This is a genomic window from Geomonas limicola, assembly GCF_014193675.1.
GTDB classification, from domain to species: domain Bacteria; phylum Desulfobacterota; class Desulfuromonadia; order Geobacterales; family Geobacteraceae; genus Geomonas; species Geomonas limicola.
The window spans coordinates 183,757-208,344 of the sequence record NZ_BLXZ01000004.1 but is presented as its reverse complement, the minus strand read 5'-3'; the positions used below and the strand labels follow the sequence as shown (position 1 = coordinate 208,344).

The following is a 24,588-nucleotide window of genomic DNA, read 5'->3' as shown; positions in this document are numbered from 1 at the left end:
TCAGCGTGTTACCCTGATGCGCCCCGCTGGCACGAAACGTGGAATCAGGGTACTGGAGGAAAAACACCCTATGTGCAAAGACCGCGTCATCTTCTTCATGCTGCTCACACTCTGCCTGAACTTTCTGGCGGCCGGTTCCGCTTGCGCAGGTTTTGGCTTTGGTGGGGACAACCTGGGGAAAAGCGGTCTCGACTTCAGCAAAGGGTACGACGTCAACACGGTGACGACGGTCTCGGGTAGCGTGCTCACCTCTCCCAGAACGGAAGAAAACGGAAATGTTTTCGTGGACATCAAAACCGGTGCCGGCGTCGTTACGCTCAGCGTGGGAAAGAGGTCCGAATGGGAAAGAAAGGAGCTCCAACTGCGCCCCAACGACCAGGTGAGCGCCAAGGGTTCCCATGCCCAGGGTAAGGACGGCAAGACCTACCTGATGGTACAGAAGCTCGATAACCGCAGCTCCGGAGGGCAGGCCGTCCTGCGCAACGAGAGAGGCGGCCCCGCGTGGATGGGGGTCAATTCCGGTGGGATGACCGGCAGCCCGGGTGGCGGCATGATGCGGGGCGGCGGCCGGATGATGCGCTGACCGGAGAAATACCTTTACAGCACGTTGCCTCAGGAGGTGCGCCATGGCGCTGCAGATCAAGAAGGTGTTCGGCATCCTTGCACTTGCGGCCCCGCTCCTTTCCCCTGCGCTGCTCCGTGCTGATGACGTACACTACGCGGTGGGGCTTGGCTGCGAGTTTGCCTCCGGCAGCTACGGAACCGGCATTCGCACCGATTCGGTCTTCCTGCCGTTCACGGTTGCCGTGTACCCGACACAGCGGCTGGATTTCTCCCTGGAACTCCCCTTCGTTTACCAGAGCACCGGTGCGGTGGTGGCGGGTCAGTACATGACGATGCAGGGACAGACCGGGGTGGCCCAGCCGGCGATGCTGGCCGGGTCGATGATGGGAGGTGGTATGCGCACCACGGCCTCCGCCAGCGAGGTGAATACCTCCCACTACGGGTTGGGTGACACGAAGCTTAAGGCCGGGTACGTCCTGTACACCGAGGAGGAGTACGTCCCCGCTCTACGGCCCAACTTCTACCTGAAAATCCCCACGGCCGACAAGAACAAGTTCCTTGGTACCGGCGCCTTCGACGAAGGATTTGCCCTCGAACTCAGCAAGTGGTACGGCGACTGGTTCGCCGACGGCGAGTTCGGCTACACCATTCAGGGAAAGTCGGAAATCCTTGCGGTGAAGAACTACCTGTACTATTACGCCGGCGGCGGATACCAGCTGGGCGAACGGCTGCGCCCGATGCTCCTGGTGAAGGGAAGCACCGCGACCACCGAGGGTGGCGGCCCGCTCCTCGAACTGCGCCTGAGGGCCAAGTACCAGCTCTCCAAAGAACTTGGCCTGGACGGTTACCTCGCCAAAGGAATTGAAACTGCCAGCCCGGACTACGGTCTCGGATTGGCAGTCAGCTACCAGTTCTAGAATCCTCACCGGTCACCGTCCCCGACGTGCACAGGCCGCCGGGGACGTGTCCTTTGTTTGTCTTACCCCTCCCCCCACACCGTTCCCCTCTTCTCGTACCCCAGGCGCGCCCCTGGTAGTCAGCTCCCCCTGGCAGACTGGACACCCGTACTTCGTCATGTTCGGTAAAGAAGTGCAAAACTTCGTTCGAGTGGTGCAAAAGATTTCACTTCATCTGCTCCTCCGCCCGACCGCCCAGCGGTAACCCGACAGTGTAAACAGCCGGTTATCGGCAGGCACCCGTTTGGCACGAAGCGTGGAATACCCACGGCAGGTCACAGCGTTAGGGAGGGAAGATGAAGATACAGACCTTACTGGTAACGGTACTACTCCTGGTGTCGATCCTAACCCTCGCCGGTTGCATGGGAGTGTGTCACCTGATGTAAGCGCCCTTGACGGGGACTTCAGATTTTCAACAAACAAGATAAGAGGAGCGGGACCATGAGAACGAGATTTGCGGCGGCAGCGGTACTGGTTGTGGCAGGGTTGATGGCAGGTTGTGGCGGTTCCGGCGGCAGCGCTGGCACGACGGGGAGCACCGGGACTCCGGCGGGCAGCTCGCTTGCCGCGGTATCCGGTAAAGTTGCGGACGGCTACCTGGTGAACGCAACGGTGTTCATGGACAAAAACGGCAACTACCAGCCCGATGCGGGAGAACCGACCGCCACCACTGACGCCAATGGCAACTACACCCTTACGGTCGATCCCGCCGATGTGGGGCAGTACCCCATCGTCGCCATGGCGGTCCAGGGTGTGACCATTGACAAGGACACCAACCAGGTCGTGGCGAACAGCTATGTCCTCAGCATGCCCGCCAACGCCGTCAGCGGCACGGTCAGCAGCAACTTCATCAGCCCCATGTCGACCGAAGTCCACGAACTTATGGCAACGGGTAAATACAACATGCAGCAGGCAATGGACCTGATGAGCGCCCAGCTCGGGCTCCCGGCGGGGACCAACATGCTGGCTGACTACATGGCCAATTCCGGCAGCACCACCGGCCAGACCATGCACACCGCGGCGCAGAACATGGCGAGCCTCATGGGGAGTCAGATGGGGCAGGTGATGATAACCAGCGGTTCCGGCACCACGGTCGACGTCAACCGTTACCGCGGCATGATGGGGGCGATCTTCAGCAACCTGTCCTCGGTCAAGGGGACCGGTGCCGGTTCCCAGGCTGCCATGACGTCTCTCATGGGGAGCATGACCACCACCCTGGGGACGATGCCTGTCGGCCAGCCCTTCCGCAACATGTCCGCATCCTTCAGGGGAATGATGGGCGGCAGCACCTCGGGTGGAACCATGATGGGATCCAGCACCGGGGGAACCACTACCGGATCCACTTCGGGGGGGACCGTGATGGGTTCCGGCACCGGAGCGACCGGGAGTGGCTCGGGAATGGGCGGTCAGATGTAGTAATGGCCATGAGGCCTGGTGGCGAGATCCCTCGCGTAACACGAGCACCGATCCTGCCATTTCTCCTGACGGCCTGAGCATCACCACTCTCCGCCAATAAAGAAGGGCCTGCGCCATGTTGCTGCAGGCCCTTCTTCTTTTTAGTACGTCACCCGCCTAACCGGCGTGCAGGGCACTCCGCTCAGTGCAGCACCCCCGCCTCGCGGGCGCGGCCGCTGTCGCCGTTAACCCGGTCGTAGAGCTTACGGTCCCGAAGCCCCGGCAGGGAAAAGTCTCCGGTGATGCGCCAGCGATCCTTCAGGTACACCCAGGGAGCGAGGCTGGAGAGCCGATAACCGGCGGTCACCTCGATCGGCTCGGAAACCAGCTCCACGATGGCCAGCCCACCCTTACCCGCGACGACGGTGTGGCTCCCGCTGAAGGGGAGCGCACCGGCATCGCTGAAATCCCATTTCACCTGCTGGCGCTGCTCACCGCCGGGGAGCTGATGGCAGGAGGCGCAGGAACGACTCCGGCCGTACTTGTGGGAAACCTTGTCCATCTGGATCCAGAGTAGCGCCTTGTTGTTTTCGGGCAGGCCGTCGAACAAGCCGACCAGACCGTAGGCGTCATCGGTCCTCTGCAGGTCCGGCAACTCCTTGGGCCAGCGCCAGTGCAGCCCGGGCTTCAGGGTGGATTCCTTCTGGTTCAGGACCGCCATCGGGAAAGGCTTCACCGGTATCCAGCGCCCCTTCTGGTCTCGTATGAGGATCGGATCCTTCATGACCCCGTAGTACTCCTTGTATTTGAAGTAGGGGGTTTCGACGCCGGCCAGGCGGCCCGGCCCCCAGTAGGTCCCCTGGTAACCGGAAACGTCGTGGATGTGGCAGGCTTCGCAGGAAAGCGCCTTGTGCAGGGACTTCTCATGCCCCGCGATCTGTTTGGCGTGGCACGTGTCACAGCGCCCCTGCCTCTTGACCATGGCGTGGCCAAGGCCGGTTCCCGACCCGCTGTTTTCGTGGCAGTCGAGGCAGTGCACCTTCTTGGTCTGATGGATGTCCGGCTGCATCCCCTCGGGGTTCGCATAACTGGCACCGAAATAACCGGCACCGCGGCGGCGCTCCTCGGGCCCGGCATGACAAATCTGGCCGCGCCCGCCCCCATAACAGCTCTCCGGCTTGGGCACCCTGTTAAAGGTGTGCATCCCCAGGCGCGGGTCGGCAGGATTAGCAGGCACCGGATCGTAGTGGCAATCGAGACACCCGACATGGCAGGTATTGCAGCTTCTCTGGTTCAGGGCATTTTGTTCCGGTGAGAATGGCAGGGCAGTGTTCGCCGCGATGACCCCGTGGTTCCCTTCGAACCAGGTGCCGCAGTTGTGCGGCCCGCGCTGGGGATCGATCCAGCCCCGGTACTGGCTCTGCTTGGCGTTGCGCCCCATGGTGCTGCGGGTGAACTCGGAAAATTCCTTGGCGTGACAGGCGCCGCAGGTGCGCTCCATGACGGTGAAATCCTGGGACAGGTTGTCCCGGCGCTTGTCCTGGTAGAGGATGAGGGAAACACCCGGATCTCCGGTCACCTTGCCATTTTTTACGATGCGGTGCTTGATCCGGGTCATGGGATCGCCGGTCAGCTCGAGCGGCACCTCGCGGCGCACGGTCTCGACCTGCAGCCCCTTCTTGCTGACCAGTTGCAGGCGCCCCATCCCCTGGTGGGCGGCAGCACTGTCGCGCTGTCCCGGATCTCCCAGGTGGCAGTCGGCACAACCTGCCTGCATGCCGGATTGGCGGGCTACTTGGTCGGGGGTGACGGTGAAGTGGGGAAACCCCAGTTGAGTCATTCTGGATCGGTCGGCATGGCATTCCACGCAGGAATCATTGCCCGCGGCAGCCGCCAGGGAGGCGACCAGCAACAAAGCTGCGGCCAGCGCGCTAACGGTGCAGCAGGTACCCGATTTTTTTCGCATCATCCCCCCCCTCCTAAGCTCAACGATGCCGGCCGGAGCAGTGAAGCCCCCCATCATGGGCAGAGCACGTCCTCAGGCTGTCACCAATCGGGATCGGCTGCCGAAAAGGGGATCTTCGCCCCTCCCAGAAGGCGCTCGATATCCCCCACCTTGGCACCATCGATCCGGACACCCTTGATGACATAGGTTGGAGTCCCCCCGGCACCGATCTTGTCGGCGACTTCACGGTGTACCCGGGCAAGGCCCCGGTCGTCACACCTGCGCTCGGACATCTTTTCCCCGAAATCGAGCCCGCCCGCATAGACCTCGCGGTACGCTGCCACCCGGTCCCGGGCGCAGAGTATGAAGCTCAGTTTGCCAGCAGCTTCGGGGTGATTTTTCAGTGCGACCAGAAAGATGAACCGGGTGACGTCCTGCCGCTGGTCCCAGTAACGGACCATCCTGCGGCTGAACCGGCAGTCCGGATCAGAGACCTCGACCACCACCTCGGGCCCCGACCCGATCCGTATCGCCTGGTCGAGGGGGAGCCCGGCAAACCAGGGTAGCTCAGCAGCAGTCGCAGGGGTCGCAAAGCCCGTAAGCGCAAGGCAGAGTGCAACTATGAGTACCAGGTCTCTTGTCATAAAAGCTGCTGATCCAGGAGGTTTAGCTATAATCTCCCCCGAAGTGCGAGACAATCGCTGAATGTAGTTTCATGGAGTTTAGATAAAGTCTTGCCATATGCAAGGTTCTGCATAAATTTAAATGTCATGAGCAGAGGATTGATGTCTCTGTATCAACGCAGTGTGGTGCAAGAACGATGTTGTTACCTGATAGACGTGACGAAGCGCGTGGAGGGCTTACGATGGTGGGAGTACCGCTCTCGCGGTTACAGCTCAGGCGGGATGGTAGAGAGAGATCTCGTGTGGGACGAACACTATGCTGAAGCCGTAGGCCAGACATTCCGCAGGAAACTGGATGCAATTCAGCTCATTGTCTGCAATTTCCTTGATTTATGCGGCTCGGGTACCGTATTCTCCCCTGAGATACTCCCATTCCAGCACGCGCACCTAAGACATGATCAAACCTGAACACGATACCCTGAAACGCAAGGCAGCCCTGCTTTCCGTGCTCTCCAACACGACCCTGGTTGTGGGGAAGCTCGTGGTCGGCCTTCTCTCCGGTTCGGTCTCCATCCTCTCGGAGGCAATCCATTCCGGGGTCGACCTGGTCGCCGCCGGCATCGCCTGGTACTCGGTACGCGAGTCGAGCAAGCCCGCAGACGATCAGCACCGCTTTGGCCACGGCAAAATCGAGAACGTCGCGGGGACTATCGAAGCGCTGCTCATCTTCGGCGCCGCGTTCTACATCATCTGGGAGGCCGCCGGCAAGCTGCGCACCGGCGTGGTGGAAGTGGAACACCTGGGACTGGGAGCTGCCGTCATGGCGGTCTCCGCGCTGGTGAACTACCTTATCTCCCGACACCTTCTGAATGTTGCCAACACAACCGACTCGGTCGCGTTGGAAGCGGATGCCATGCACCTGCGAACCGATGTCTACACCTCGGCCGGCGTCATGGTAGGCCTGGTAGCCATCAAGGCGACCGGGATCGCCATGATCGACCCGATCATCGCCATCATCGTCGCCACCCTCATCTTCAAGGCCGCCTGGGATCTCACCAAGACCGCCTTCTTCCACATCCTCGACGTAAAACTCCCCGAAGAGGAGGAAGCCGCCATCCACGAGGTGATGGACGGCTTTGCCGGCAGGTTCATCGAGTACCACAAGCTGAGGACCCGAAAGTCCGGCCACATCCGGCACATCGATATGCACCTGGTGGTTCCCCGGCAGATGACCGTCGAGGCCGCACACACACTCGGTGACGAGATCACCGTCGAAATCAAGCAGCGTCTCCCCTACAGCCACATCCTGATGCACATCGAACCCTGCCCGGGCGGCTGCGACCTCTGCGCCGAAGAGTGCCCCAAGGTGCTCGAGGTCGCAGAGCGGGAATAGTTCGTGCCGCGTCGACTACCCTCCCTGAAGGAAAGGGCAGTGCTGCAGCATGATATTTTTCCCTTGCGTTTCCTTAATGGCCGGATACCATTTTTAGAAATTTCTAAAAATGGAGGCCCACCATGCCCTACATCAACCTAACCAACGACGCACTCATTCTAAAGACCAAAGAGCTGCTCCAGGCATTGACCCCCGAGATGCAAAACCTTTTGTTCTCGCTTATGCCAAACGCAGAGAAGCTGACTGCCGCCACCCTCAGGCACCAGGAGAACTACGCCGGATTTCTCAAGGGAGAAGCCGATGCGGCTAAAGCTTGCGAAGAGAGCCGCCTGGAAGTTTGCAAACAGCTCACCCAGTACCACGGCGTGATCAAGGCATGTGCTACGGTGGAGCCGAAAGTTGCGCAGTTACTCGGCACAGTTCCTGTTGCAGAAAAGGCCTCTTCGGCCCCTCAAGTTCTTTCGGAACCTCGCGATATGAAGGTAACGTACAACAAATTCGGGCAACCCGTGGTCTCCTTCAGCAAGGTGCCGGGCGCCAAGGGTTACCAGATTTGGGTCAGCAACGGAGACCCCAGCATCGAATCGAACTGGATGCTCTTTGAATCCTCATCCACCTGCAGAGGAATAATACTCTCAGGACTTGATCGCGGGACCTTTCACTGGTTGAGAATTCGAGCTAACCGCGGTAACCAGACCGGTCCATGGTCGGCATCCATCAGCCTCCCCAACCACTAAACCGGCACCTAAAGCTCCCGCCTTCCTCACGGCGGGAGCGCTTCCTCCCCCCAACATCAACACCTCTTTCGGGTAAGACCTCTCCCCCGTAATAAAATCGCCCTTCGCATGACAAAGCTTTGCCTTCACACCTCAAAGCTTCACTTCGCGTCGCGAAACTTCATTTCGCCACCTCGAAACTTCACTTCGCGCTGCGAAACTTCATTTCGGCTCCTCGAAGCTTCACTTCACGTCCTGAAGCTTCATTTTGCCTCACCGGCCTTACCGTCCCTTCTTCACTGCCCTTTCCTGGACCGTAAGCTTCTCAGATTGTTGTCTGAAAGTACCGTCTCTGGAACCAGAACGCCACGTTGACCAGCCCGATCATGACCGGAACCTCGACCAGGGGGCCGATCACCGCGGCGAAGGCCGCACCGGAGTTGAGGCCGAAGACGGCAACGGCCACGGCAATCGCCAGTTCGAAGTTGTTGCTAGCCGCAGTGAAGGCGAGGGTGGTGGTCTTCGAGTAGTCAGCCCCCAGCCGCTTCCCCATCCAGAAGGAGACCAGGAACATCACCACGAAGTAGATCAACATCGGGATCGCAATGCGCACCACGTCGAGCGGCAGCTGCACGATCAGGTTCCCCTTCAGGCTGAACATGACGACAATGGTGAAAAGCAGTGCGACGAGGGTGATGGGACCGATCTTGGGAACGACCTCCCGGTGGTAGCGCTCCACACCAAGCCGCTTCACCCCCACCAGACGGGTGAGCGCGCCGGCAATACAGGGGATACCGAGGTAGATAAAGACGCTCTGGGCAATCTGGGCGATGCTCACCTCGACAAGGCTGCCGGAGAGCCCGAAGAACGGAGGAAGGACCGTGATGAAGAACCAGGCGTATACACTGTAGAAAAGAACCTGAAATACGCTGTTGAAGGCCACCAGCCCGGCGGCATACTCGGTGTTTCCCTTGGCTAGTTCGTTCCAGACGATGACCATCGCGATGCAGCGGGCGAGGCCTATCATGATAAGCCCCACCATGTACTCGGGCTTGTCGGGCAACAGCGCGACGGCAAGAACGAACATGAGCACCGGCCCGATCAGCCAGTTCTGGACCAGGGAAAGCCCGAGGATCTTCTTGTTGCGGAACACCTCCGGCATCTCCTCGTACTTCACCTTGGCAAACGGCGGGTACATCATCAGGATGAGACCGATGGCAATCGGGATGTTGGTAGTGCCGATCTGGAACCTGTTGATGAACGCCTCGATGCCGGGAACCGTCACGCCGAGACCAACTCCGAGTGCCATGGCGGCAAAAATCCAGAGGGTAAGCCAACGGTCGAGGAACGAGAGCTTGTGCGAAAGGCCTGAGGACATGGTTTTTCTCCTTTTACAGAACTGGGCGCCCGTTTACGGCTTGGTCAGGAACTCGGTGAGCTTTACCCGGATTTCGTCCCGCACCTTGCGGAACTCCTCCATGATTTCGGCCTCGGTCCCCTCCTTGATACGGGAAGGATCGCTGAACCCGATGTGGATCCGCTGCACGCCGCCGAAGAAGAGCGGGCACTTGTCGTTCGCGTCCCCACAAAGGGTGATCACATAGTCGAACTGCTGGCCGTCGAACTCGCCAAGCACCTTGGAGCGGTGCCGGGAGATGTCGATACCGATCTCCTTGAGTATTGCAATGGCCCTGGCGTTCACCGAGGTAGCCTCGGTGCCGGCGGAAAAAGCGTCGAACCGGTCACCCAGGTCGTGGTTCACGATTCCTTCGGCCATCTGTGAGCGGCAGGAGTTATGGGTGCAGAGAAAAAGAACCCGTTTTTTCATGGAAACTCCACTTTATAAATCCGTCCAGGCGGATATAGTCGGACAAAAAAAATTCAGGCGCAGCGGTTACTTTCGGACGTACCCTGAAGCCGTTGCTGGTCCGCACGGGCCTCCGGCAGTCGCTGAAGGTGCGCAGAAAGAAAGCTGAGCAGGACCTCGGCAAACCCGGGCGTGCGCTGGATTGAGTAGTACATCCAGAGGCCCTCCCGACGGTCCCTGACCAGACCTGTTTTCCTGAGATAAGCCAGGTGACGGGACACCGTGGACTGAGGTAGTTGCAGTGTGGCCGTCAGATCGCAGACGCAGAGTTCCCCATTGGCAAGCAGTAACGCGAGAATGCGCAGACGTGTCTCGTCGGAGAGGGCCCTGAAGATTTTTGCAGGTTCATCGAACATGGCGCGAACTATATCCGGGCAGGCGAATATAGTCAATACCATCTTTGCTGGGAGTAGTGTCGCTTCGGGAAGACAGGGAGCAGGAATTCACGAGGGGGATGCCGAAACGGAATCCCCCTCTGGCAGGTGGTCCTCCAAGGGGAGGTTACCCAGTGTTGCAAGACAGCAGGAGAGCTAAGCGATCTCGATTACTTCGCCCATGTGGGAGGTGTCGTACCCTGCCAGGGCATTGAGTTCCTCGCGCAGCCTCGTGCCGTTCACCAAGTCCAAAAGCGGGCGCAAAAGCTCGCTCTCGAAGTAGACGCGGGGGATCACCAGGTCGTAGCGCTCCTTTTCCAGCGGGATGAAATCGAGCCCCAGGGCCTGGGCCGCGGAGGCGATCCCCAGGCCGCAGTCGGCGGCACCGGACTGTACCGCTACGGCCACCGCCATGTGGGTGAACTCCTCGCGCCGGTAGCCGCTGATCGTGCCGGCGGCGATCCCCTGTTTTTCCAGGTGGTAGTCGAGGAGCACCCTCGTTCCGGCACCGCGCTGGCGGTTCACGAACTGCACGTCCTCGCGGGGGAGATCGGCAAGGGTGCGTATCCCTTTCGGGTTCCCCTTGGCGACGATGAGCCCCTGCTCGCGGTGCACCAGGGTCATAAGGACCACCGGGATCCCCGGAAGATGCTGCTTCACGTAGGAGACGTTGTACTCGCCGGTTACCGGGTCGAGCAGGTGCGAGCCGGCGAGATGCGCGTCGCCGCGCCTGAGGGCCAAGAGGCCACCGAGGCTCCCGGCGTTCGCGCTGGTGAAGCGCCGCCCGCTGTCGGCCAGGTGCTGGGCCAAAAGATCGAGGCAAAGGTCGTGGCTCCCGATATGCACCACGGTCCGCTCGATGTCGGCAGGAGTTCGGTACAGCTCGATGGTTACCTCCTGGCCGGCCTCGACTCCCTCGGAGAAACGGGGGATGCGCACGATGCCGTCCGCGCGCACCAGCGAGGTGATGACGCCGGCCCCGCGCGACAGGGGTGCCGCGACGACGCGCTCCCCTACCCTTCCGGCGGTTACCCGCACCATCTCGTCCTCGCCGATGGGGGAGAGAAGTTTCCGGGTGATGCTCGCCTTGACCCGGGGTTTCTGGTTCGGCTGCTGGCCGCGCCAACGCGACAAAAGCGGCTCCACGAAGGTCTCGGAGGTGAGTGCGCAGGAAACCGGGTAGCCGGGGATACCGATGACCGGCTTGTTGGCGACCATCCCCAGGATCACCGGGTGCCCCGGCCGTACCGCCACGCCGTGCACCAAAAGCGTCCCCAGATCCTCGACGATGCTCGAGGTGAAGTCCTCGCTCCCCGCGGAGGAGCCGGCGTTCACCAGCACGAGGTCGTGCGTTTCGGCCGCAGTACGCACCTTTTCGCGGATCAGTTGGTAATCGTCGATGGTGATGGGGTAGCGGGTCGGCTCGCCCCCCCACTCGCGCACCTGCGCAGACAGGACCAGCGAGTTGTACTCGATGATGTCCCCCGGCTTCACCCCTTCGCGGGCGGCCTGTTCCACGGTGATGAGCTCGGTCCCGGTGGGGAGCACCGCCACCCGCGGCTTGCGCCTCACCTTGACGGTGGTGTGCCCGCTCCCCGCCAGCGCGCCGAGGTCCACCGGCTTCAAAAGGTGGTTCGCCGGCAGCACCAGTTCGGTCGCGACCATGTCCTCGCCCATCGGGCGGATCGCGGTCCAGGGCGCCACGGCGGCGTGGATCTCGATCGACTGGCTTCCATCTGCCTCCTCGATCCGCTGGGTGTGCTCGATCATGATGACGGCATCGGCCCAGGAAGGAATGGCGTCACCGGTGTCCACGTAGCTTGCCGGGCCGTTGGGTCCGACCGGGATTCGTTTGGGAGAGGTCTCGGCGGCGCCGATGGTCTCAACGGAACGCACCGCGAAGCCGTCCATGGCGCTTGCGTGGTAGCCGGGCGAGGAAAGTGCCGCCCAGACCGGCTGCGCGGTCACCCGTCCCAACGCTTCCTCGAGCGGCACGTCCTCGCCGGGGAGTTCACTCCACAGGCCGCCCCCCTCCAGTGCCGTAATGAAGCGGCGCCATGCCTCGTCGAGCGGGATGTTCTCCAGGTAGAAGTTCTTGCTCTTGCTCATATTCTCTTCAGGCTCCCTCGCTCTTTAAAATAATTCCACGACAACCGGTTCCCCCTGGTAGAGCCCGCTCGTGTCGAGGGGAACCCTTAAGAGGCCGTCCGATTTAACCAGGGTGTAGATGAGGTTGGACTTGCCGAAGACCGGCTCGGCCCAGAGCTCGCCGTCGCGATGCACCAGCCTTACCTGGACGTAGTCCTCGCGCCCCGGGACCGAGGCGACGTTGTGGGTGAGCCGGGCAGTGACACGCCGAAGCGCCGTGGGGTGACTCCGCCCCTGCAGACGCTCGATAAGCGGCACCAGGAAAAGCCCCGCCACCACCATCGCGCTCACCGGGTTGCCGGGAAGCCCCAGCACCGCCTTGCCGTCGCACACGCCGAGGATGGTCGGCTTTCCCGGCTTCACCGCGACGCCGTGCACCAGGACGCCAGGTTTTCCCAGCCGATTCAAAACCTCCGCCGACATGTCCCGGGTCGACACCGAGGACCCGGCCGAGAGCACCAGGACGTCGGCATCCTCGAGCGCCGCACGAGCCGCGGCGAGAAGAAGGTCGAAGTTGTCACCCACGACCCCGCAGGGTACGGCAATGCCGCCCGCCCTCTCCACGAGCCCCGCAATCGTATAGGTGTTGATGTCGCGGATCTGCCCCGGACCGGGAGTGAGTTCGGGAGCCACCACCTCGTCCCCGGTGGAGATGATCGCGACCCGCGGGCGGCGGGCCACCTGCACGGTGGTGATGCCGAGGGCCAAGAGCCCCCCCAGATCCTGAGGACGCAGGGTGTGTCCCGCCTCCAGGAGCGCCTCGCCTTCTTTGACGTCCTCGCCCACGGCCACCACGTTCTCGCCGGCGGCTACCGCACGCAAGACCTCGATGCCGCTATCCCCCAGTTTCTGGGTGCGCTCCACCATGACCACCGCGTCGGCTCCCGCGGGGAGCATCCCTCCGGTATAGACGACCGCGGCCTGTCCGGAACCGACCGTGAGCTCGCAGCCGCGTCCCATGGGTACCTCGCCGATCACCTCGAGATAGGCGGGGAGCATCTCGCCCGCGCCGAAGGTGTCTTCGGCACGCACGGCGTAACCGTCCATGGTGCTGCGGGGAAAGGCGGGAAGCGGGTGGGGGGCAAGCGGCCTTTCGCTGAGCGTGCGGTCCAGCGCGGCCGAGGTCGCAATCGCTTCACTGGCAACGGCAGCAGGTAATCTTTCGAATAACAGCGTGCGCGCTTGCTCGGGGGGCAGCACGGTGAACATCTCCGCCATCGTGACTCCTTGAGATGAGACTGAGGCCCGGAAATCGGGCTCGCCAGAGTATGCTACATTTGGCGCCAATTGTCAGTCGCAACTTTTCCGCGCCCCGCCCGACAACCGGGACGAGCGCAGGGAGCGTGCAGAATCCTGCACGCCGCAGCCGCCGGAACTCCTTCCGACGGGTCGGACCGCGCGGCTCCCGGGCCGGCCGGATCGCGCCCTTTCCTTGGCACGCTGGTTGTGCTATCTTCCCCGTGCGGCATGAAGGTGCCGATATCATTGCCAATCAAAGGAGACAGACGTGACCAAGGACAAGCTTTTCCTGCTCAAGCCGGACTTCATGGACGGAACCGAGGGACCGTTCTACTGCCCCGAATCCGCCCCCATCGAGGGACTGCTCAGCTACTACCCGAAACTGCGGGAAGAGCTGGAGGTCAGCTACCTCGACTTTCCCCGTCCGCGTCAGGCGATCAGCGCCGAGATAGGCGCCGAGAACCAGGGGATGCCCGTCCTGGTCCTGAAAACGGGCGGAAACCTTCCCGAAGGTGTCTTGGCCGGCGAGGCCTTGGGCAAGAAGTTCATCAGCGGCGACAAGGAGATCTGCAGGTACCTGAGCGAAGTCTACGGTATCGGCAGGGCTCACCCCTAGCGGCCCCGCACGGCAACGACCTCTGCCGCGCCGGGGTCCTGGCGGGTGGCAGTTTTGTTAAAGAGAATTGTGGAGCTTTGCAGGAGCGACTTGAGGTATGATCCTTGTTTGCGGTTTCTGCCGGAAGAACATCGGGAGGAACTAGCCGATGTACAGCACAAACAAGGAGAGAGTTGATGAAAAAGCAGAACCACACCTGCCTCGACTGCAGCTCTGCAGTGCACACCCAGAGCCTTTCGAGACAGAACCGCCACCTCACCATCAAGGACATCACCTTCACCTGCGGCGCACGTCTGCAGGAGATCAGCGACCGGGAAAGCAACACCGCCCAGGTCGTCTTCGAGGGATGCACCTGCTGATAGTATCTGGCAGCTGAAACGGAAAAGGGGGACCGCGCGTGAAGCACGGTCCCCCTTTTTTTCGGTTCTGACCACGTCAGTTTTTATTCCGAGAGCAGGAATTGCATGACGCCGAGGAGGTTGATCCTCCGGCGAAAGTAGAGATTTTTCTCTGATATGTCGTCTACTGATTGGCTCCGTTCGCTCAAAAGCCGGTACTGCTCGTACGCGGTGTCGAACGGATTGACTTTATGTTTCTTCACTTCTGTTACTACTCCCTCCTGGATGAATACCCGCCACCTCAGGTGGCGGCTGGCCGTCACCTGATGACGACTCTGACGGGCCGGGAATCATCATACTACATCCTTTTGAAAAGGTCGATGACAGTAAGGTGACTTTTGTGTCACGGTCTGTGCCAGTCACGCCCGCCCCGTTACCTGCGGGTCAGTCCAGCTTGCGCATCTTGACGGCGATGAGCACCGGCCGGTTCTGCCAACCGCGCGCGGTCTCGGGCGGGAGGTCGATGCGGTAGTCCTGGCGCACCCGCCCCGGATCGTAGGCGGTCGGCGCCCCCTCCACCAGCACCAGTTCCCCCATGTTCACGGCAAACCCGTCGGATTTCACCAGTACCGGGAGCGAGGCGGTCCCCGCGACGCCATCGGCAATGGAAAAGACCCCCGGCCCCGAGGTATTGGAAACGTAGCCGTAGACCCGGATGGTCTTGCCGTAGTAAGGGGTGCCGTCAGCCACCACTTTTCCCGCCATCACCGCATCCGGGGGGAGTCCGCGCGGCGGCCGGTTGCACCCCAGGAAGGTCCCTCCCAGGACAAGGGCGGTACAAAGGCCGGCGAACCAGGCCTTTTGCTGCCAGCTCCCCAGTTCCCATCGTGTCGGTTTCGCGAACATGAGTCACCCTCCGGAAAAGAAGAATTAGCTCTTTCCAATCCGAAGAGAGTACCAGCTTCTGCCTCTCGCTCAACAATGCTGCGGGATTTAATTGAACTGGAACCTCTCGGGGGGAGCCGGCTGCGGCAGGGTCGTGGTCTGAACGGTGCGGGGGGAGCGCTGCTCGAGTTCGCGCAGGGCAAAGTACTCCTGGGGGGTGTTGATGTTGCGAAACGAGAGGGCATCGGGGTCGAGCTCGGCTACCCGGGACGGCTCCAGGCGCACGACCCTCACCTCGGGGAAGAAGGAGACCACCCGGCGCCGGTTTTCCTTGAGCGCGGCCTCCATCGGCGCCAGACAGGCGGTGGAGTAGACGGCGTGCAGCGGTTCGAGCCCCTTTTCGGTCTCGGGGATGACGACCTCCGCCGTCTCGCGTCGCACGACCAGTTCGCGGATCAACCGGTCGTTGAGAAAGGGCATGTCGCAGGCGACGGCGAAGATATGCCGGGTCCGGGTCTCGACCAGGGCGGCGTGCAAGCCGGCGAGCACCCCGAGACCCGCATAGCGGTCGGCAACGACGCGCCCCTCCAGGAAAGCGTAGGTCTCCGGCTCGTTGGCGACGATGAGCACCTCGCAGAACAGGGAACTCAGCTGGCGGTGGATGATCTCGATGAAGCGGCCGTTGCGGATGGGGAGCAGCGCCTTGTTGCTCCCCATCCGGCTGGACTGGCCGCCGGCGAGTATCACCCCGGTCACTTCGGGAAAGGGTATCTGGTAGTGGTCGGTCATCGCGTCTCGGTGCAAAACGTTTCGGGGTTACGGGCGCTGGTAGCCGTGCTGCTGGGCCAGGAAGTCCAGATCCAGGGTCGCCAGGTCCTCGACCACCACGAGCTCGGGGTCGGTCGGGGTGAACGAGGTGATCACCTTGAGGTAGCTCTGGCAGCGGTCGCAGGCCTCGATGCGCCGGTGCTCGCTCCCTTCGGCGTGCAGGTACCTCAGGGTCGCGTGGTCCTCGTTGCCGCAGTGGTGGCACTTAAGGCGCGGGTGGTACCAGTCGGCGCCGCACTGGCCGCAGCGCAGGTGCTTCACCTGGTCGTTGTCCTGCAGCTCCCCAAGCGTGGCCGAGGCCCCGCAGACGTAGCAGGTTCCCTGCTGCCAGACGCCGACCCCCTCAAGAGGCGCCTGCCGGCGCACCTCGTGGAGAAAGGGCCTCAGGGCGTGCTGTGCCAGGGTCCAGAGGAGCTCCCAGTCGACGTCGCAGGCGGCGAACCTGGCGCCGAAACCGGTGCGGTCACCGCTCGCGGCCTGAACCAACAGGTCCCCAAGGTCCAGTTTCCCCGTCCTGAGCAGCTTGTGAATCGCCCGGGCGGCGCGTCGCAGCATGGCGAGGCTCGCCACCTCGTCCTCGCTCCAGTTCTCGGCGCTCCCTCCGAAGAGCCGCCACCTCGCTCCGGCATCGGGAAGCTCGGCCTCCCCCAGGGCGACCAGCATCTGCAGCATGAGCTCTGCCGCGGCGTCGACATCGACCTCGACGTCCGCAGCAGCCAGAAGCGGCTCCCCGCCAGCGAGCGCCCGGTGCAACTCGTCAGGTTCCAGTACGAGGGGCGCGGCACGCACCTCGGCCTGGCGCTGCAACGGAAGGATGGCCTCGTACAGCCGGGTGGTGACCCGCAACTCCGGCGCAGTCACTGCGATCTCGCGCAGGCGTTTCACCACCGGATCCAGGTTTTCGTTACCGTTTGAGCGCATGGTACCTCCCTAGAGCTGACCGGCTTGCAGCAGGCTGATCCTCAAGAGGAGCCCGCCGAGCAGGATGAACAGGTAGTGGGCGAGCACCGGGTTCGCCCCGAAGCGCTCGGCGCGCGAACGGATCTTGAACCAGAGCGGCACCACGATCCCGAAAACAACCGTGCCCATCCAGAACATGACGATGAAGGGGAGCGAGACCAGGGGCGCCGCGGTGCGTCCGGCCATCACGAGAAGTGCCGCCAGAAGCACCAACTCTGCCACCATCACCACCCGGTCGAAGGCCTCCAGGCGCTCGACCTCGCCACCGGAATTCCTCTTGCGCCAGATCAGGAACAGGGAGATGGCCGCGGCACCGGTGGAGGCGCCCGAGACGATGAAGAGCGCCCCCATGAGCGGCGAGGTGGCAGCCCAGAAGGGGCGCGCGGTGACGTTCAGCAGGACGCCCGTGTAACCGGCGATGAAGAAACCGGCCAGGGAGCCGATCACCGCGTAGAGCTTGCGCGGGATCCGGTTGTAGTACCGGGAAAAGAGCGGGAAGGAGATGATCTTGTCCGCCACCAGGTTGTCCAGGAACGAGAGCAGCGCGCAGACGCTGAAGACGAGGAGCACCCAGGAACCGACCGACATGGGAGACTGCAGGTTCAGGTAGGGGTAGCCCGCCTGGTTGTAGACGAACAGGTGCCAGAAGCGCTCGGGGCGCCCCAGGTCGGCAATGAGCGGAATGGGAACCAGGGTGAGCAGCGGGAAGGCGATGTAGCAGGCCGCCCGGCTCACCTCCCGTTCGCGCCCGCTGCCGAAGAGCTCCTCCATGGTGCCGATGAAGTAGGCGCCCGCCGAGGTGCCGGCGACGAAGAAGTAGATGGCGATGTAGTACCAGGCCCACTCGGGGGCTTGAATGATCTCAGGACTCATGGCGCCCCTCCTCGGAAGTTCCGTTCAGGCGTTCGCGGAAGCTGACCAGTGCCGCCGCCCCGATACCGAGCGCGGTCAGGATGGTAACCAGCGAGCAGAGCACCAGCCGGCGCTGCGGCACGATCGGGTGCTCGGGCTGGCCGTAGACCTTGGGGCCGTCCACGAAGAGGTAGAAGACGTTGAGCCCGTCCGCCTCGTCGTAGCCGTAGACCTGCGCCTTCTCCCCCTTGGACTTCAGCTGGGCCACCCGGGCGTCGGCCCGTTTTCTCAGGTCGGCCACCTCGCCGAAGCGGATCGACCCGGTCGGGCAGGCCTTGGCGCAGGCGGTCCCCAGGCCGTTGTGGATCCGGTCGTTGCACAGGGTGCACTTGCGCGCAGTGCCGGTCTCTTCGGAGAAGGAGATCACCCCGTAGGGGCAGGAGGGGATGCAGAACTTGCAGCCGATGCAGGTATCCTGCTGCACCACCACGTTCCCCAGGTCGGTGCGCTGGATCGCCTTGGTGGGGCAGGCGTTCAGGCAGCCGGCGTCCGTGCAGTGCTTGCAGGAGTCGCTGGAAAAGAGCCAGCGTTTCTGGGTCCGCGGCTCGTCGATCTGCTCGACGAAGCGGACGTGGCGCCAGTCGGTGGCGCTCAAGGAGCCGGTGTTGTCGTAGGAGTCGCCGGTGAAGTTGTGGGCGACCGGATAGGAGACCCCCGGCTTCCTGCCGAAGTGGGCGGGCTCGGCGGAGAGGCCGTTCCACTGCTTGCAGGCAACCTGGCAGGACTTGCAGCCGGTGCATATGGTGGTGTCGATGAACATTCCTTTCGGCATCAGATCCGCCCTCCTTTCCTGCCAGCCCTGATGTCGCAGGTGAACACCTTCCCTTCGTGGATGGAGACGTTGGGGTCGCCCACCATGGCGACCAGGTCGTTGGCGACGTCGCCGGCCGCGTTCCCCTGCCACCCCCAATGCCAGGGGATGCCGATCTCGTGGACCTTCTTGCCGTCGATGGTGAAGGGCTTCATCCTGCGGGTCACCAGCGCCCGGGCCTGGATCTCACCCCGCGCGGTGTGGATGGTGACGTACTCGGCGTTCTTGATCCCCTTCTCTTGGGCGAGTTCCGGGGAGATCTCGCAGAAGAGCTCCGGCATCAGCTCGGCGAGCCAGGGGAGCCAGCGGCTCATGGTGCCGCTTAAGTGGTGCTCGGTGAGCCGGTAGGTGGAGACCACGATGGGGAACTTGGGATCGGCGACGGCGTGGTAGCTGTTGCCGTTCACCTGCCAGACCTTGGCAACCGGGTTCACCTGCTGCTGGTAGACCAGGTTCTTGACCGGCGACTCGTAGGGCTCGTAGTGGGTCGGGAGCGGGCCGTCCACGAGGCCCGCCGGCACGAAGAGCCAGGCCTTGCCGTCGGGGCGCATGATGAAGGCGTCGTTGCCCGAGAGCCAGTCGAAGCCAAGCGCGGCATCCTTGCCGATAAAGCCGGGCGCCTTGGTGGGCTGGAAGTCGATCCCCTCGCCCGAGGGGGCGACCCACTTCCCTTTTACCGGGTTGCCCGCCGGGTCCTTGGTGCCCGAGTCGGCAGCCGGATCCCAGTAGATGAGTTTCTTCGCCTCGGACCAGGGGTTACCCTGGCTGTCGGCAGAGGCGCGGTTGTACATGATGTGGCGGTTGGCCGGCCAGGCGAAGCCCCAGTTGGGCGAGATCCAGTCGTCGGGCTTGCGGCGCGCCGCGTTGTTCTTCCCTTCCTCGGGGACCACGCCGGTGTAGATCCAGGCGCCACAGATGGTCGAGCCGTCCTCCTTCAGGTTCGCGAAGGTGGCCAGCGGTTTCTGGTCCGCCACGGTGTAGCCGTTGATCTCCTTGAGGAGCTTGTAGGCCGAGGGCTCGTCCTTGATGCGCCAGGGGGCCACCTCTTTTGGCTCCGGATCGTAGTCCCAGGCGAGGTTCTTGATCCCCCAGTCGAGTTCCAGCGGCGAATCGCGGTACATCTCCTTCAACAGTTTCCCCAGCCGGTAGGTGAACCAGCTGTCGCTCCTCGCATCGCCGGGGGGGTCGGCCGCCTTGTCGTGCTGCTGCAAGAGCCGTTGCGTGTTGGTGAAGGACCCCTCCATCTCGGCGACCGCTGCCGCGGGGAGGAAGAAGACCTCGGTCTTGATGTCGGCGGGCTTCAGCTCGCCGGAGAGCACCTCGGGGGAGTTGCGCCAAAAGGCCGCGGTCTCGGTCTCGAAGTAGTCGCGCACCACCATCCAGTCCAGCTTGGCCAGGGCCTTACGCTGCAGGCGCGCGTTCTGCCCCCCCACCGCCGGGTTCTGCCCCATGACGAAGAAGCCCTTGATCTTGCCGGCGGCCATGTCGAGCATCATCGGCATGTGCGAATGGTCGCCGGTGATCCTCGGGTGGTAGTTGTAGCCGTAGTCGTTCTCGGCCGTGGCCGCGGCACCGTACTGCGCCTTGAAGTAGGAGACCGCGAACTTGGGATAGTTTCCCCAGTAGCTGGTGGCGACGGGCCCCGCCTCGGTGAGGATGAAATCCTTCAGGGTCTCGTGGTTCTTGCGGCCGTCCGGCATGTTCAGGTAGGCCGGCAGCGAGTGGTAGAGCGTCGCGATGTCGGTCGAGCCCTGGATGGTGGCGTGGCCGCGCAGGGCGAGTACGCCCCCTCCCGGGCGCCCGATGTTGCCCAGAAGCGCCTGCAGCATGGCCGCGGCCCGGATGATCTGCACCCCGACGGTGTGCTGGGTCCACCCCACGGCGTAGGTGATGTTGGAGGTCCTGTCGCGCCCGGAGTTGTTGAGCAGGGTGTCGGCTACCTTGAGGAACTGCTCCGGGGTGCAGCCGCAGACCCGGCCCACCAGGTCCGGCGTGTAGCGCGCGAAGTGCCTCTTGATGATCTGGAAGACGCACTGGGGGTCCTGCAGCGAGGGGTCGGTCTTGGGGCGCCCCGGCACCTGCTGCAGCAACAGGTCGCTGAAGGGGCCGAGCCCCCCCTTCCCTTTCGCGGGGGCCGCGTTTCTCTGGTAGGACCAGCTGGCGTTCGCGTAGGACTTGCCGTTGGGGGCGAGCCCCGAGAAGACGCCGTTCAGCTCCTCGGTGTCCTTGAACTCGGGGTTCACCAGGGTGGCGGCGTTGGTGTAGTTCACCACGTACTCGCGGAAGAAGGGGTCCTCGTTCCAGCGCTTCGAGTTGATGACGTGGTTTATGATGGCACCGAGGAAGACGATGTCGCTGCCGGCGCGGATCGGCACGTGCACATCGCAGGCGGCCGAGGTGCGGGTGAAGCGGGGATCGACGTGCATGAGCACCGCGTCATGGTCGGTCCTCGCCTTCAGGGGCCAGCGGAAGGCGACCGGGTGGCACTCGGCCATGTTGGAGCCCATGATGAGTACGGCGTTGGATTTCTCGAGGTCGCGCGGGAAGGTGGTGGAGCCGCCGCGGCCGAACGTGGTCCCCAGACCGGGGACCGTCGAGGAGTGTCAAATTCGGGCCTGGTTTTCCAGGTAGACCACCCCCAGGCCGTGCATCAGTTTCTGGTGCAGGTAGTTCCACTCGTTATCCATGGTGGCGCCACCCAAGGAGGCGAGGGCGTAGGTGTTCATCACCCGCTTCTTGACGGTGCCACCCTTGCCGTCCGGCAGATCCTGGAACTCGTTGAAGTTGGCGTCGCGGGTCTTCCGGGTCAGCTCGGCGATGCGGTGCATGGCCCAGTCGAGCGGCTTTTCCTCCCAGCGGTCGCTGCCGGGGGCGCGGTACTTGACCGTGGTCCAGCGCTCTTCGTTCTTGACGAGCTGAAAGGTGGCGGACCCCTTCGGGCAGAGGGTGCCCTGGTTGATCGGGGAGTCCGGGTTCCCCTGGATGTCCACGATCTCCCCGGCATCGCTCACCGTGACGATCTGGCCGCAGCCGACCGCGCAGTAGGGGCAGATGCTCGGCACCTGTTTGCCCTTCTTGATCGGGACCTTGTTGGCCTTGGCCGCGGCGGCGGCCGTGTTCACTCCCAAAAGGCCGAGTTCGGCAGCGACGCCGCCTCCTACCACTCCGGAGGTGACCTTGAGAAATTTGCGACGGCTAAGTTTCATGTACAAAACCTCCCACTGTTCCCACGAGTTTATGTCACACGCTGCAGCCTCAACTTATGAAGAAGAACTGCTAACTATCTGATACGGTACTGGTTCGCAGCCTCCGTAATTCAAGCAGAACTTTGCCCCCTGTCAATTGGGAAGCACTCATTTTACTGTCAGTTCCAGAAGACGATCATCTGTCACAGATGAAAGGTTGTCATAGTCCTGCAACAAAGCAATGCCGAGGCTGAGTCATTAACCACCCCCCTCTAATCTCACTGTTACAGTAGCTACCCACCCATTCAGTTAACCACCAGCGGAATTCGTACTACCAGAACTGGTATCGACCGAGAGAGTGAAAGCTTTAGTAAGGAGTTTGTCGGTGGGGGTGCCCTGCGCGTGGTTTTTTGCGGCAGCAGGTGCAGAGGGGTAGTCACGGTTCCGGGAAAGTGAAAACTTCGTGGAGAAGAGTTTTCTTAGAATATTTTTATGTCATAGTTATCAGCGTTGCCCGGAGGACGGAGCCCATGAGGAGACACCAGATAAAAACCAAAGTTGGGCTCTCGGTCTCCCTGCTCATGGTCGGGATCATCTTCCTGTTCTCGAGCGTCATCAACGACCACTTCGAATCCCAGCTGAAGCAGCTCATCTCCAAGCAGCAGTTCTCCATGGTCACCGAGATCTGCGACAGCATCGACGCGGACCTGCAGGATGCCCAGCAGGCGCTCATGGCGGAAGCCCCGCTCTTTCTGTCCATCGACCCCAGGCGGCCCGAGGAGGCCCAGCGTCTTTTGGACAGCCGGCCGGCCCTGCACACCATCTTCGACAACGCCCTCTTTCTCTTCTCCGCGGAGGGGAAGATCATCGTGGAATCCCCCTATATCAAAGGGCGCCGGGGACGCGACATCGCCTTTCGCGAGTACTACAAGAAGACCGTGGCGACCATGAGGCCGCAGATCTCCGACCCCTACGTGTCCACCCACACCCCCGGCAAACCGGCAGTCATCCTGACCGTGCCCCTCATCAACTCGCAGGGGAGACTGCTGGCGATCCTGGCCGGCAGCCTCGACCTGACCCGGGACAACTTCCTGGGAAAGCTCTCCCGGGTCAAGATCGGCGACACCGGGTACCTCTACCTCTACAACTCTTCCCGCACGCTCATCATGCACCCGGATCCGGCCCGCATCATGAAGCAGGACCTGAAACCGGGGGTCAACCGCGCCTTCGACAAGGGGATCGCCGGCTTCGAGGGGACCGAGGAGTCGCTGAACTCGAAAGGGATCAGCTCGCTCACCACGGTACGCCACCTGAAGAAAACCGACTGGATCCTGGCGGCCAACTTCCCCATCAAGGAAGCCTACGCACCGATCACCAAGGCGAAGCAGTACGCGAACATCGCGGCGCTCTCGGGAGCGGGGGTCTCGGTCGTCATCGTCTGGCTGCTCATGCACTACCAGATGGCACCGCTCTCCCGGTTCACCGAGCGGATCCGCACCCTGTCCATGCGCGACGGGGTCCCCGAGCAGGTCCCCCCCTCGACCTCGGCGGAGATCGCCGATCTCGGCACGGCCTTCAACGAGATGGTGCTGCGCCTGGCGACCGAGCACCTGGCGCTGCAGGAGGCGATCACCAGCCTGGAAAACGAGAAGGCCAAGACCCAGGCGATCATCGCCGCCATGGGGGTCGGGCTCACCATCATGAACACCCAATTCCGGGTCACCTACCAAAACCAGCAGGGTATCGCCCTCATGGGGAACCACGTGGGGAAGCTCTGCTACCAGGCCTTCGAGCACCACAACAGCGTCTGCCCCGGCTGTCCGATGGCGCTCGCCTTCCAGGACGGCCTGATCCACTCCTCGGTGCGCAGCGTGAGCCCCTTCGGGCAGCAGATCTTCACCGAGGTGACCGCCTCGCCGCTAAGAAACGCGAGCGGCCAGATCATCGCCGGGATCGAGGTGGTGCGGGACATCACCGAGAAGCGGCGCATGGAGGAGACCATCGAGCACCTGGCCTTCCACGACACCCTGACCGGTCTCCCGAACCGGCACCTGTTCCACGACCACTTACGGCAGGCCATCGCGTTCGCCGCGCGCAACAACCAGCTCCTCGCGGTGATGTTCATCGACCTGGACTGTTTCAAGTCGGTCAACGACGAGTTCGGCCACGCCATCGGCGACCAGCTCTTGCAGGGGGTGGCCAAGAGGCTCAAGGCCTGCTGCTGCCGCTCGGGCGACACCATCGCCCGCTACGGCGGTGACGAGTTCCTGGTGATCCTGTCCGACCTGCAAAACAGCGACAACGCGGCCGTGGTGGCGCGGCACGTGGTGGACGAGCTGTCGCGGGCCTTCGTTCTGTCGGAGCAGCAGGTTCAGTCGAGCGTGAGCATCGGCATCAGCCTCTACCCGCAGGACGGCCAGGACGGCGAGACCCTGGTACGTAACGCGGACCTCGCCATGTACCAGGCCAAGGAGCGCGGCCGCAACGACTTCTGCTTCCACCAACCCTCGGCCGAGGAGAGCGCCGCCGAGCGCCCCGCGGAGAGTTCGGTGCTCCCCGCGCTTCCCGTAGATCTCGGCCGCTGCCTCACCCACCCCCCCACGGCGGAGCGCCCGGGGAGCGAGCGCGGCTGCAGCTAAAGAGCGCCTCGGGCTGCGTCCCGCCCCCTCCGTAGCGCGCCCCCCTCCCCTCGATTCTGACGTCCAGGTCGGCGGGAAAATTTCTCTCGCCGCTGGAAAAGAACTATCATTAGCATATACTTAGGTACGTCGTGCGCCGATCCCTGCCGTTCCTGCCACTACCTCACATCATTTCAAAGCCTTAGCCTGCAGAC

At 62.7% G+C, this 24,588-nt stretch carries 22 protein-coding genes; 8 read left to right on the top strand and 14 right to left on the bottom strand.

Translation table 11 applies throughout. The features are described from left to right. Positions 1–70 precede the first annotated feature (70 nt). The 3 genes from H7688_RS11360 to H7688_RS11350 all read left to right on the top strand — a co-directional run bounded on the left by H7688_RS11360 (position 71) and on the right by H7688_RS11350 (position 2,936). Positions 71–583 carry a single stranded DNA-binding domain-containing protein gene (locus tag H7688_RS11360; RefSeq protein ID WP_246329791.1) on the top strand — a complete coding sequence of 171 codons (513 nt, stop codon included), beginning with the start codon at positions 71–73 and terminating at the stop codon, positions 581–583. Positions 584–626: 43 nt separating this feature from the next. Next, positions 627–1,481, top strand: coding sequence for a transporter (locus H7688_RS11355; protein ID WP_183361231.1), 855 nt, complete (start codon positions 627–629; stop codon positions 1,479–1,481). A 480-nt stretch (positions 1,482–1,961) separates the two neighbouring features. Next, positions 1,962–2,936, top strand: coding sequence for a hypothetical protein (locus H7688_RS11350; protein WP_183361230.1), 975 nt, complete (start codon positions 1,962–1,964; stop codon positions 2,934–2,936). Positions 2,937–3,117: 181 nt separating this feature from the next. Here the strand turns inward: H7688_RS11350 and H7688_RS11345 are convergent, their stop codons facing one another. Both H7688_RS11345 and H7688_RS11340 read right to left on the bottom strand, forming a co-directional pair. Beyond that, a complete protein-coding gene (locus H7688_RS11345) occupies positions 3,118–4,884 on the bottom strand; it encodes a cytochrome c3 family protein (RefSeq protein ID WP_183361229.1) in 1,767 nt (588 codons plus the stop codon). Positions 4,885–4,961: 77 nt separating this feature from the next. Beyond that, positions 4,962–5,504, bottom strand: coding sequence for a thioredoxin domain-containing protein (locus H7688_RS11340; RefSeq protein ID WP_183361228.1), 543 nt, complete (start codon positions 5,502–5,504; stop codon positions 4,962–4,964). 433 nt (positions 5,505–5,937) lie between these two features. On the opposite strand from H7688_RS11340, the gene H7688_RS11335 reads away from it, so the two are divergent. After that, positions 5,938–6,876, top strand: a complete 939-nt coding sequence (locus tag H7688_RS11335; protein ID WP_183361227.1) for a cation diffusion facilitator family transporter — start codon at positions 5,938–5,940, stop codon at positions 6,874–6,876. A gap of 122 nt (positions 6,877–6,998) precedes the next feature. Beyond that, positions 6,999–7,613: a hypothetical protein gene (locus tag H7688_RS11330; RefSeq protein ID WP_183361226.1), complete on the top strand. Its 615-nt coding sequence runs from the start codon at positions 6,999–7,001 to the stop codon at positions 7,611–7,613. A 304-nt stretch (positions 7,614–7,917) separates the two neighbouring features. On the opposite strand, the gene arsB is transcribed toward H7688_RS11330, so the two are convergent. The 5 genes from arsB to H7688_RS11305 all read right to left on the bottom strand — a co-directional run bounded on the left by arsB (position 7,918) and on the right by H7688_RS11305 (position 13,199). Beyond that, on the bottom strand, positions 7,918–8,970 hold the full coding sequence (arsB, locus tag H7688_RS11325) for an ACR3 family arsenite efflux transporter (protein WP_183361225.1): 1,053 nt from the start codon (positions 8,968–8,970) through the stop codon (positions 7,918–7,920). Between the two features lie 33 nt (positions 8,971–9,003). Beyond that, positions 9,004–9,420: an arsenate reductase ArsC gene (locus H7688_RS11320; protein WP_183361224.1), complete on the bottom strand. Its 417-nt coding sequence runs from the start codon at positions 9,418–9,420 to the stop codon at positions 9,004–9,006. A 53-nt stretch (positions 9,421–9,473) separates the two neighbouring features. Beyond that, the gene (locus tag H7688_RS11315) at positions 9,474–9,815 is read right to left on the bottom strand and encodes an ArsR/SmtB family transcription factor (RefSeq protein ID WP_183361223.1); all 342 of its coding nucleotides are present in this window, start codon (positions 9,813–9,815) and stop codon (positions 9,474–9,476) included. Between the two features lie 174 nt (positions 9,816–9,989). Beyond that, positions 9,990–11,942: a molybdopterin biosynthesis protein gene (locus H7688_RS11310; RefSeq protein WP_183361222.1), complete on the bottom strand. Its 1,953-nt coding sequence runs from the start codon at positions 11,940–11,942 to the stop codon at positions 9,990–9,992. 24 nt (positions 11,943–11,966) lie between these two features. Beyond that, entirely contained in the window at positions 11,967–13,199 is a 1,233-nt protein-coding gene (locus H7688_RS11305) for a molybdopterin molybdotransferase MoeA (protein ID WP_183361221.1), read from the bottom strand. A 289-nt stretch (positions 13,200–13,488) separates the two neighbouring features. On the opposite strand from H7688_RS11305, the gene H7688_RS11300 reads away from it, so the two are divergent. Together H7688_RS11300 and H7688_RS11295 are read left to right on the top strand one after the other, a co-directional pair. Then, on the top strand, positions 13,489–13,836 hold the full coding sequence (locus H7688_RS11300) for a DUF3088 domain-containing protein (RefSeq protein WP_198424490.1): 348 nt from the start codon (positions 13,489–13,491) through the stop codon (positions 13,834–13,836). Between the two features lie 176 nt (positions 13,837–14,012). Continuing rightward, on the top strand, positions 14,013–14,195 hold the full coding sequence (locus H7688_RS11295) for a hypothetical protein (RefSeq protein WP_183361220.1): 183 nt from the start codon (positions 14,013–14,015) through the stop codon (positions 14,193–14,195). Positions 14,196–14,618: 423 nt separating this feature from the next. Here H7688_RS11295 and H7688_RS11290 read toward each other — a convergent pair whose 3' ends face one another. The 7 genes from H7688_RS11290 to H7688_RS23010 form a co-directional block, all read right to left on the bottom strand. Continuing rightward, on the bottom strand, positions 14,619–15,080 hold the full coding sequence (locus H7688_RS11290; RefSeq protein ID WP_183361219.1) for a hypothetical protein: 462 nt from the start codon (positions 15,078–15,080) through the stop codon (positions 14,619–14,621). Between the two features lie 87 nt (positions 15,081–15,167). Further along, positions 15,168–15,848 (bottom strand): molybdenum cofactor guanylyltransferase, encoded by a 681-nt coding sequence (gene mobA, locus H7688_RS11285; protein WP_183361218.1) that lies wholly within the window; start codon positions 15,846–15,848, stop codon positions 15,168–15,170. A 27-nt stretch (positions 15,849–15,875) separates the two neighbouring features. Further along, the gene (locus H7688_RS11280) at positions 15,876–16,808 is read right to left on the bottom strand and encodes a formate dehydrogenase accessory protein FdhE (RefSeq protein ID WP_183361217.1); all 933 of its coding nucleotides are present in this window, start codon (positions 16,806–16,808) and stop codon (positions 15,876–15,878) included. Positions 16,809–16,817: 9 nt separating this feature from the next. Further along, complete coding sequence (gene nrfD, locus H7688_RS11275; protein WP_183361216.1) at positions 16,818–17,720, bottom strand: NrfD/PsrC family molybdoenzyme membrane anchor subunit; 903 nt, start codon at positions 17,718–17,720, stop codon at positions 16,818–16,820. Then, positions 17,710–18,531, bottom strand: coding sequence for a 4Fe-4S dicluster domain-containing protein (locus tag H7688_RS11270; protein ID WP_183361215.1), 822 nt, complete (start codon positions 18,529–18,531; stop codon positions 17,710–17,712). Before H7688_RS11270 ends, nrfD begins: the two co-directional genes overlap by 11 nt. Further along, positions 18,531–21,152, bottom strand: coding sequence for a molybdopterin-dependent oxidoreductase (locus H7688_RS11265; RefSeq protein WP_503826606.1), 2,622 nt, complete (start codon positions 21,150–21,152; stop codon positions 18,531–18,533). The genes H7688_RS11270 and H7688_RS11265 overlap by 1 nt, the downstream gene beginning before the upstream one ends. A 21-nt stretch (positions 21,153–21,173) precedes the next feature. Next, a complete protein-coding gene (locus H7688_RS23010; RefSeq protein WP_198424488.1) occupies positions 21,174–21,776 on the bottom strand; it encodes a molybdopterin-binding domain-containing protein in 603 nt (200 codons plus the stop codon). Between the two features lie 509 nt (positions 21,777–22,285). Between H7688_RS23010 and H7688_RS11260 the strand changes: the two genes are divergently transcribed. Beyond that, complete coding sequence (locus tag H7688_RS11260; RefSeq protein WP_183361213.1) at positions 22,286–24,394, top strand: diguanylate cyclase domain-containing protein; 2,109 nt, start codon at positions 22,286–22,288, stop codon at positions 24,392–24,394. Positions 24,395–24,588: the final 194 nt, after the last annotated feature.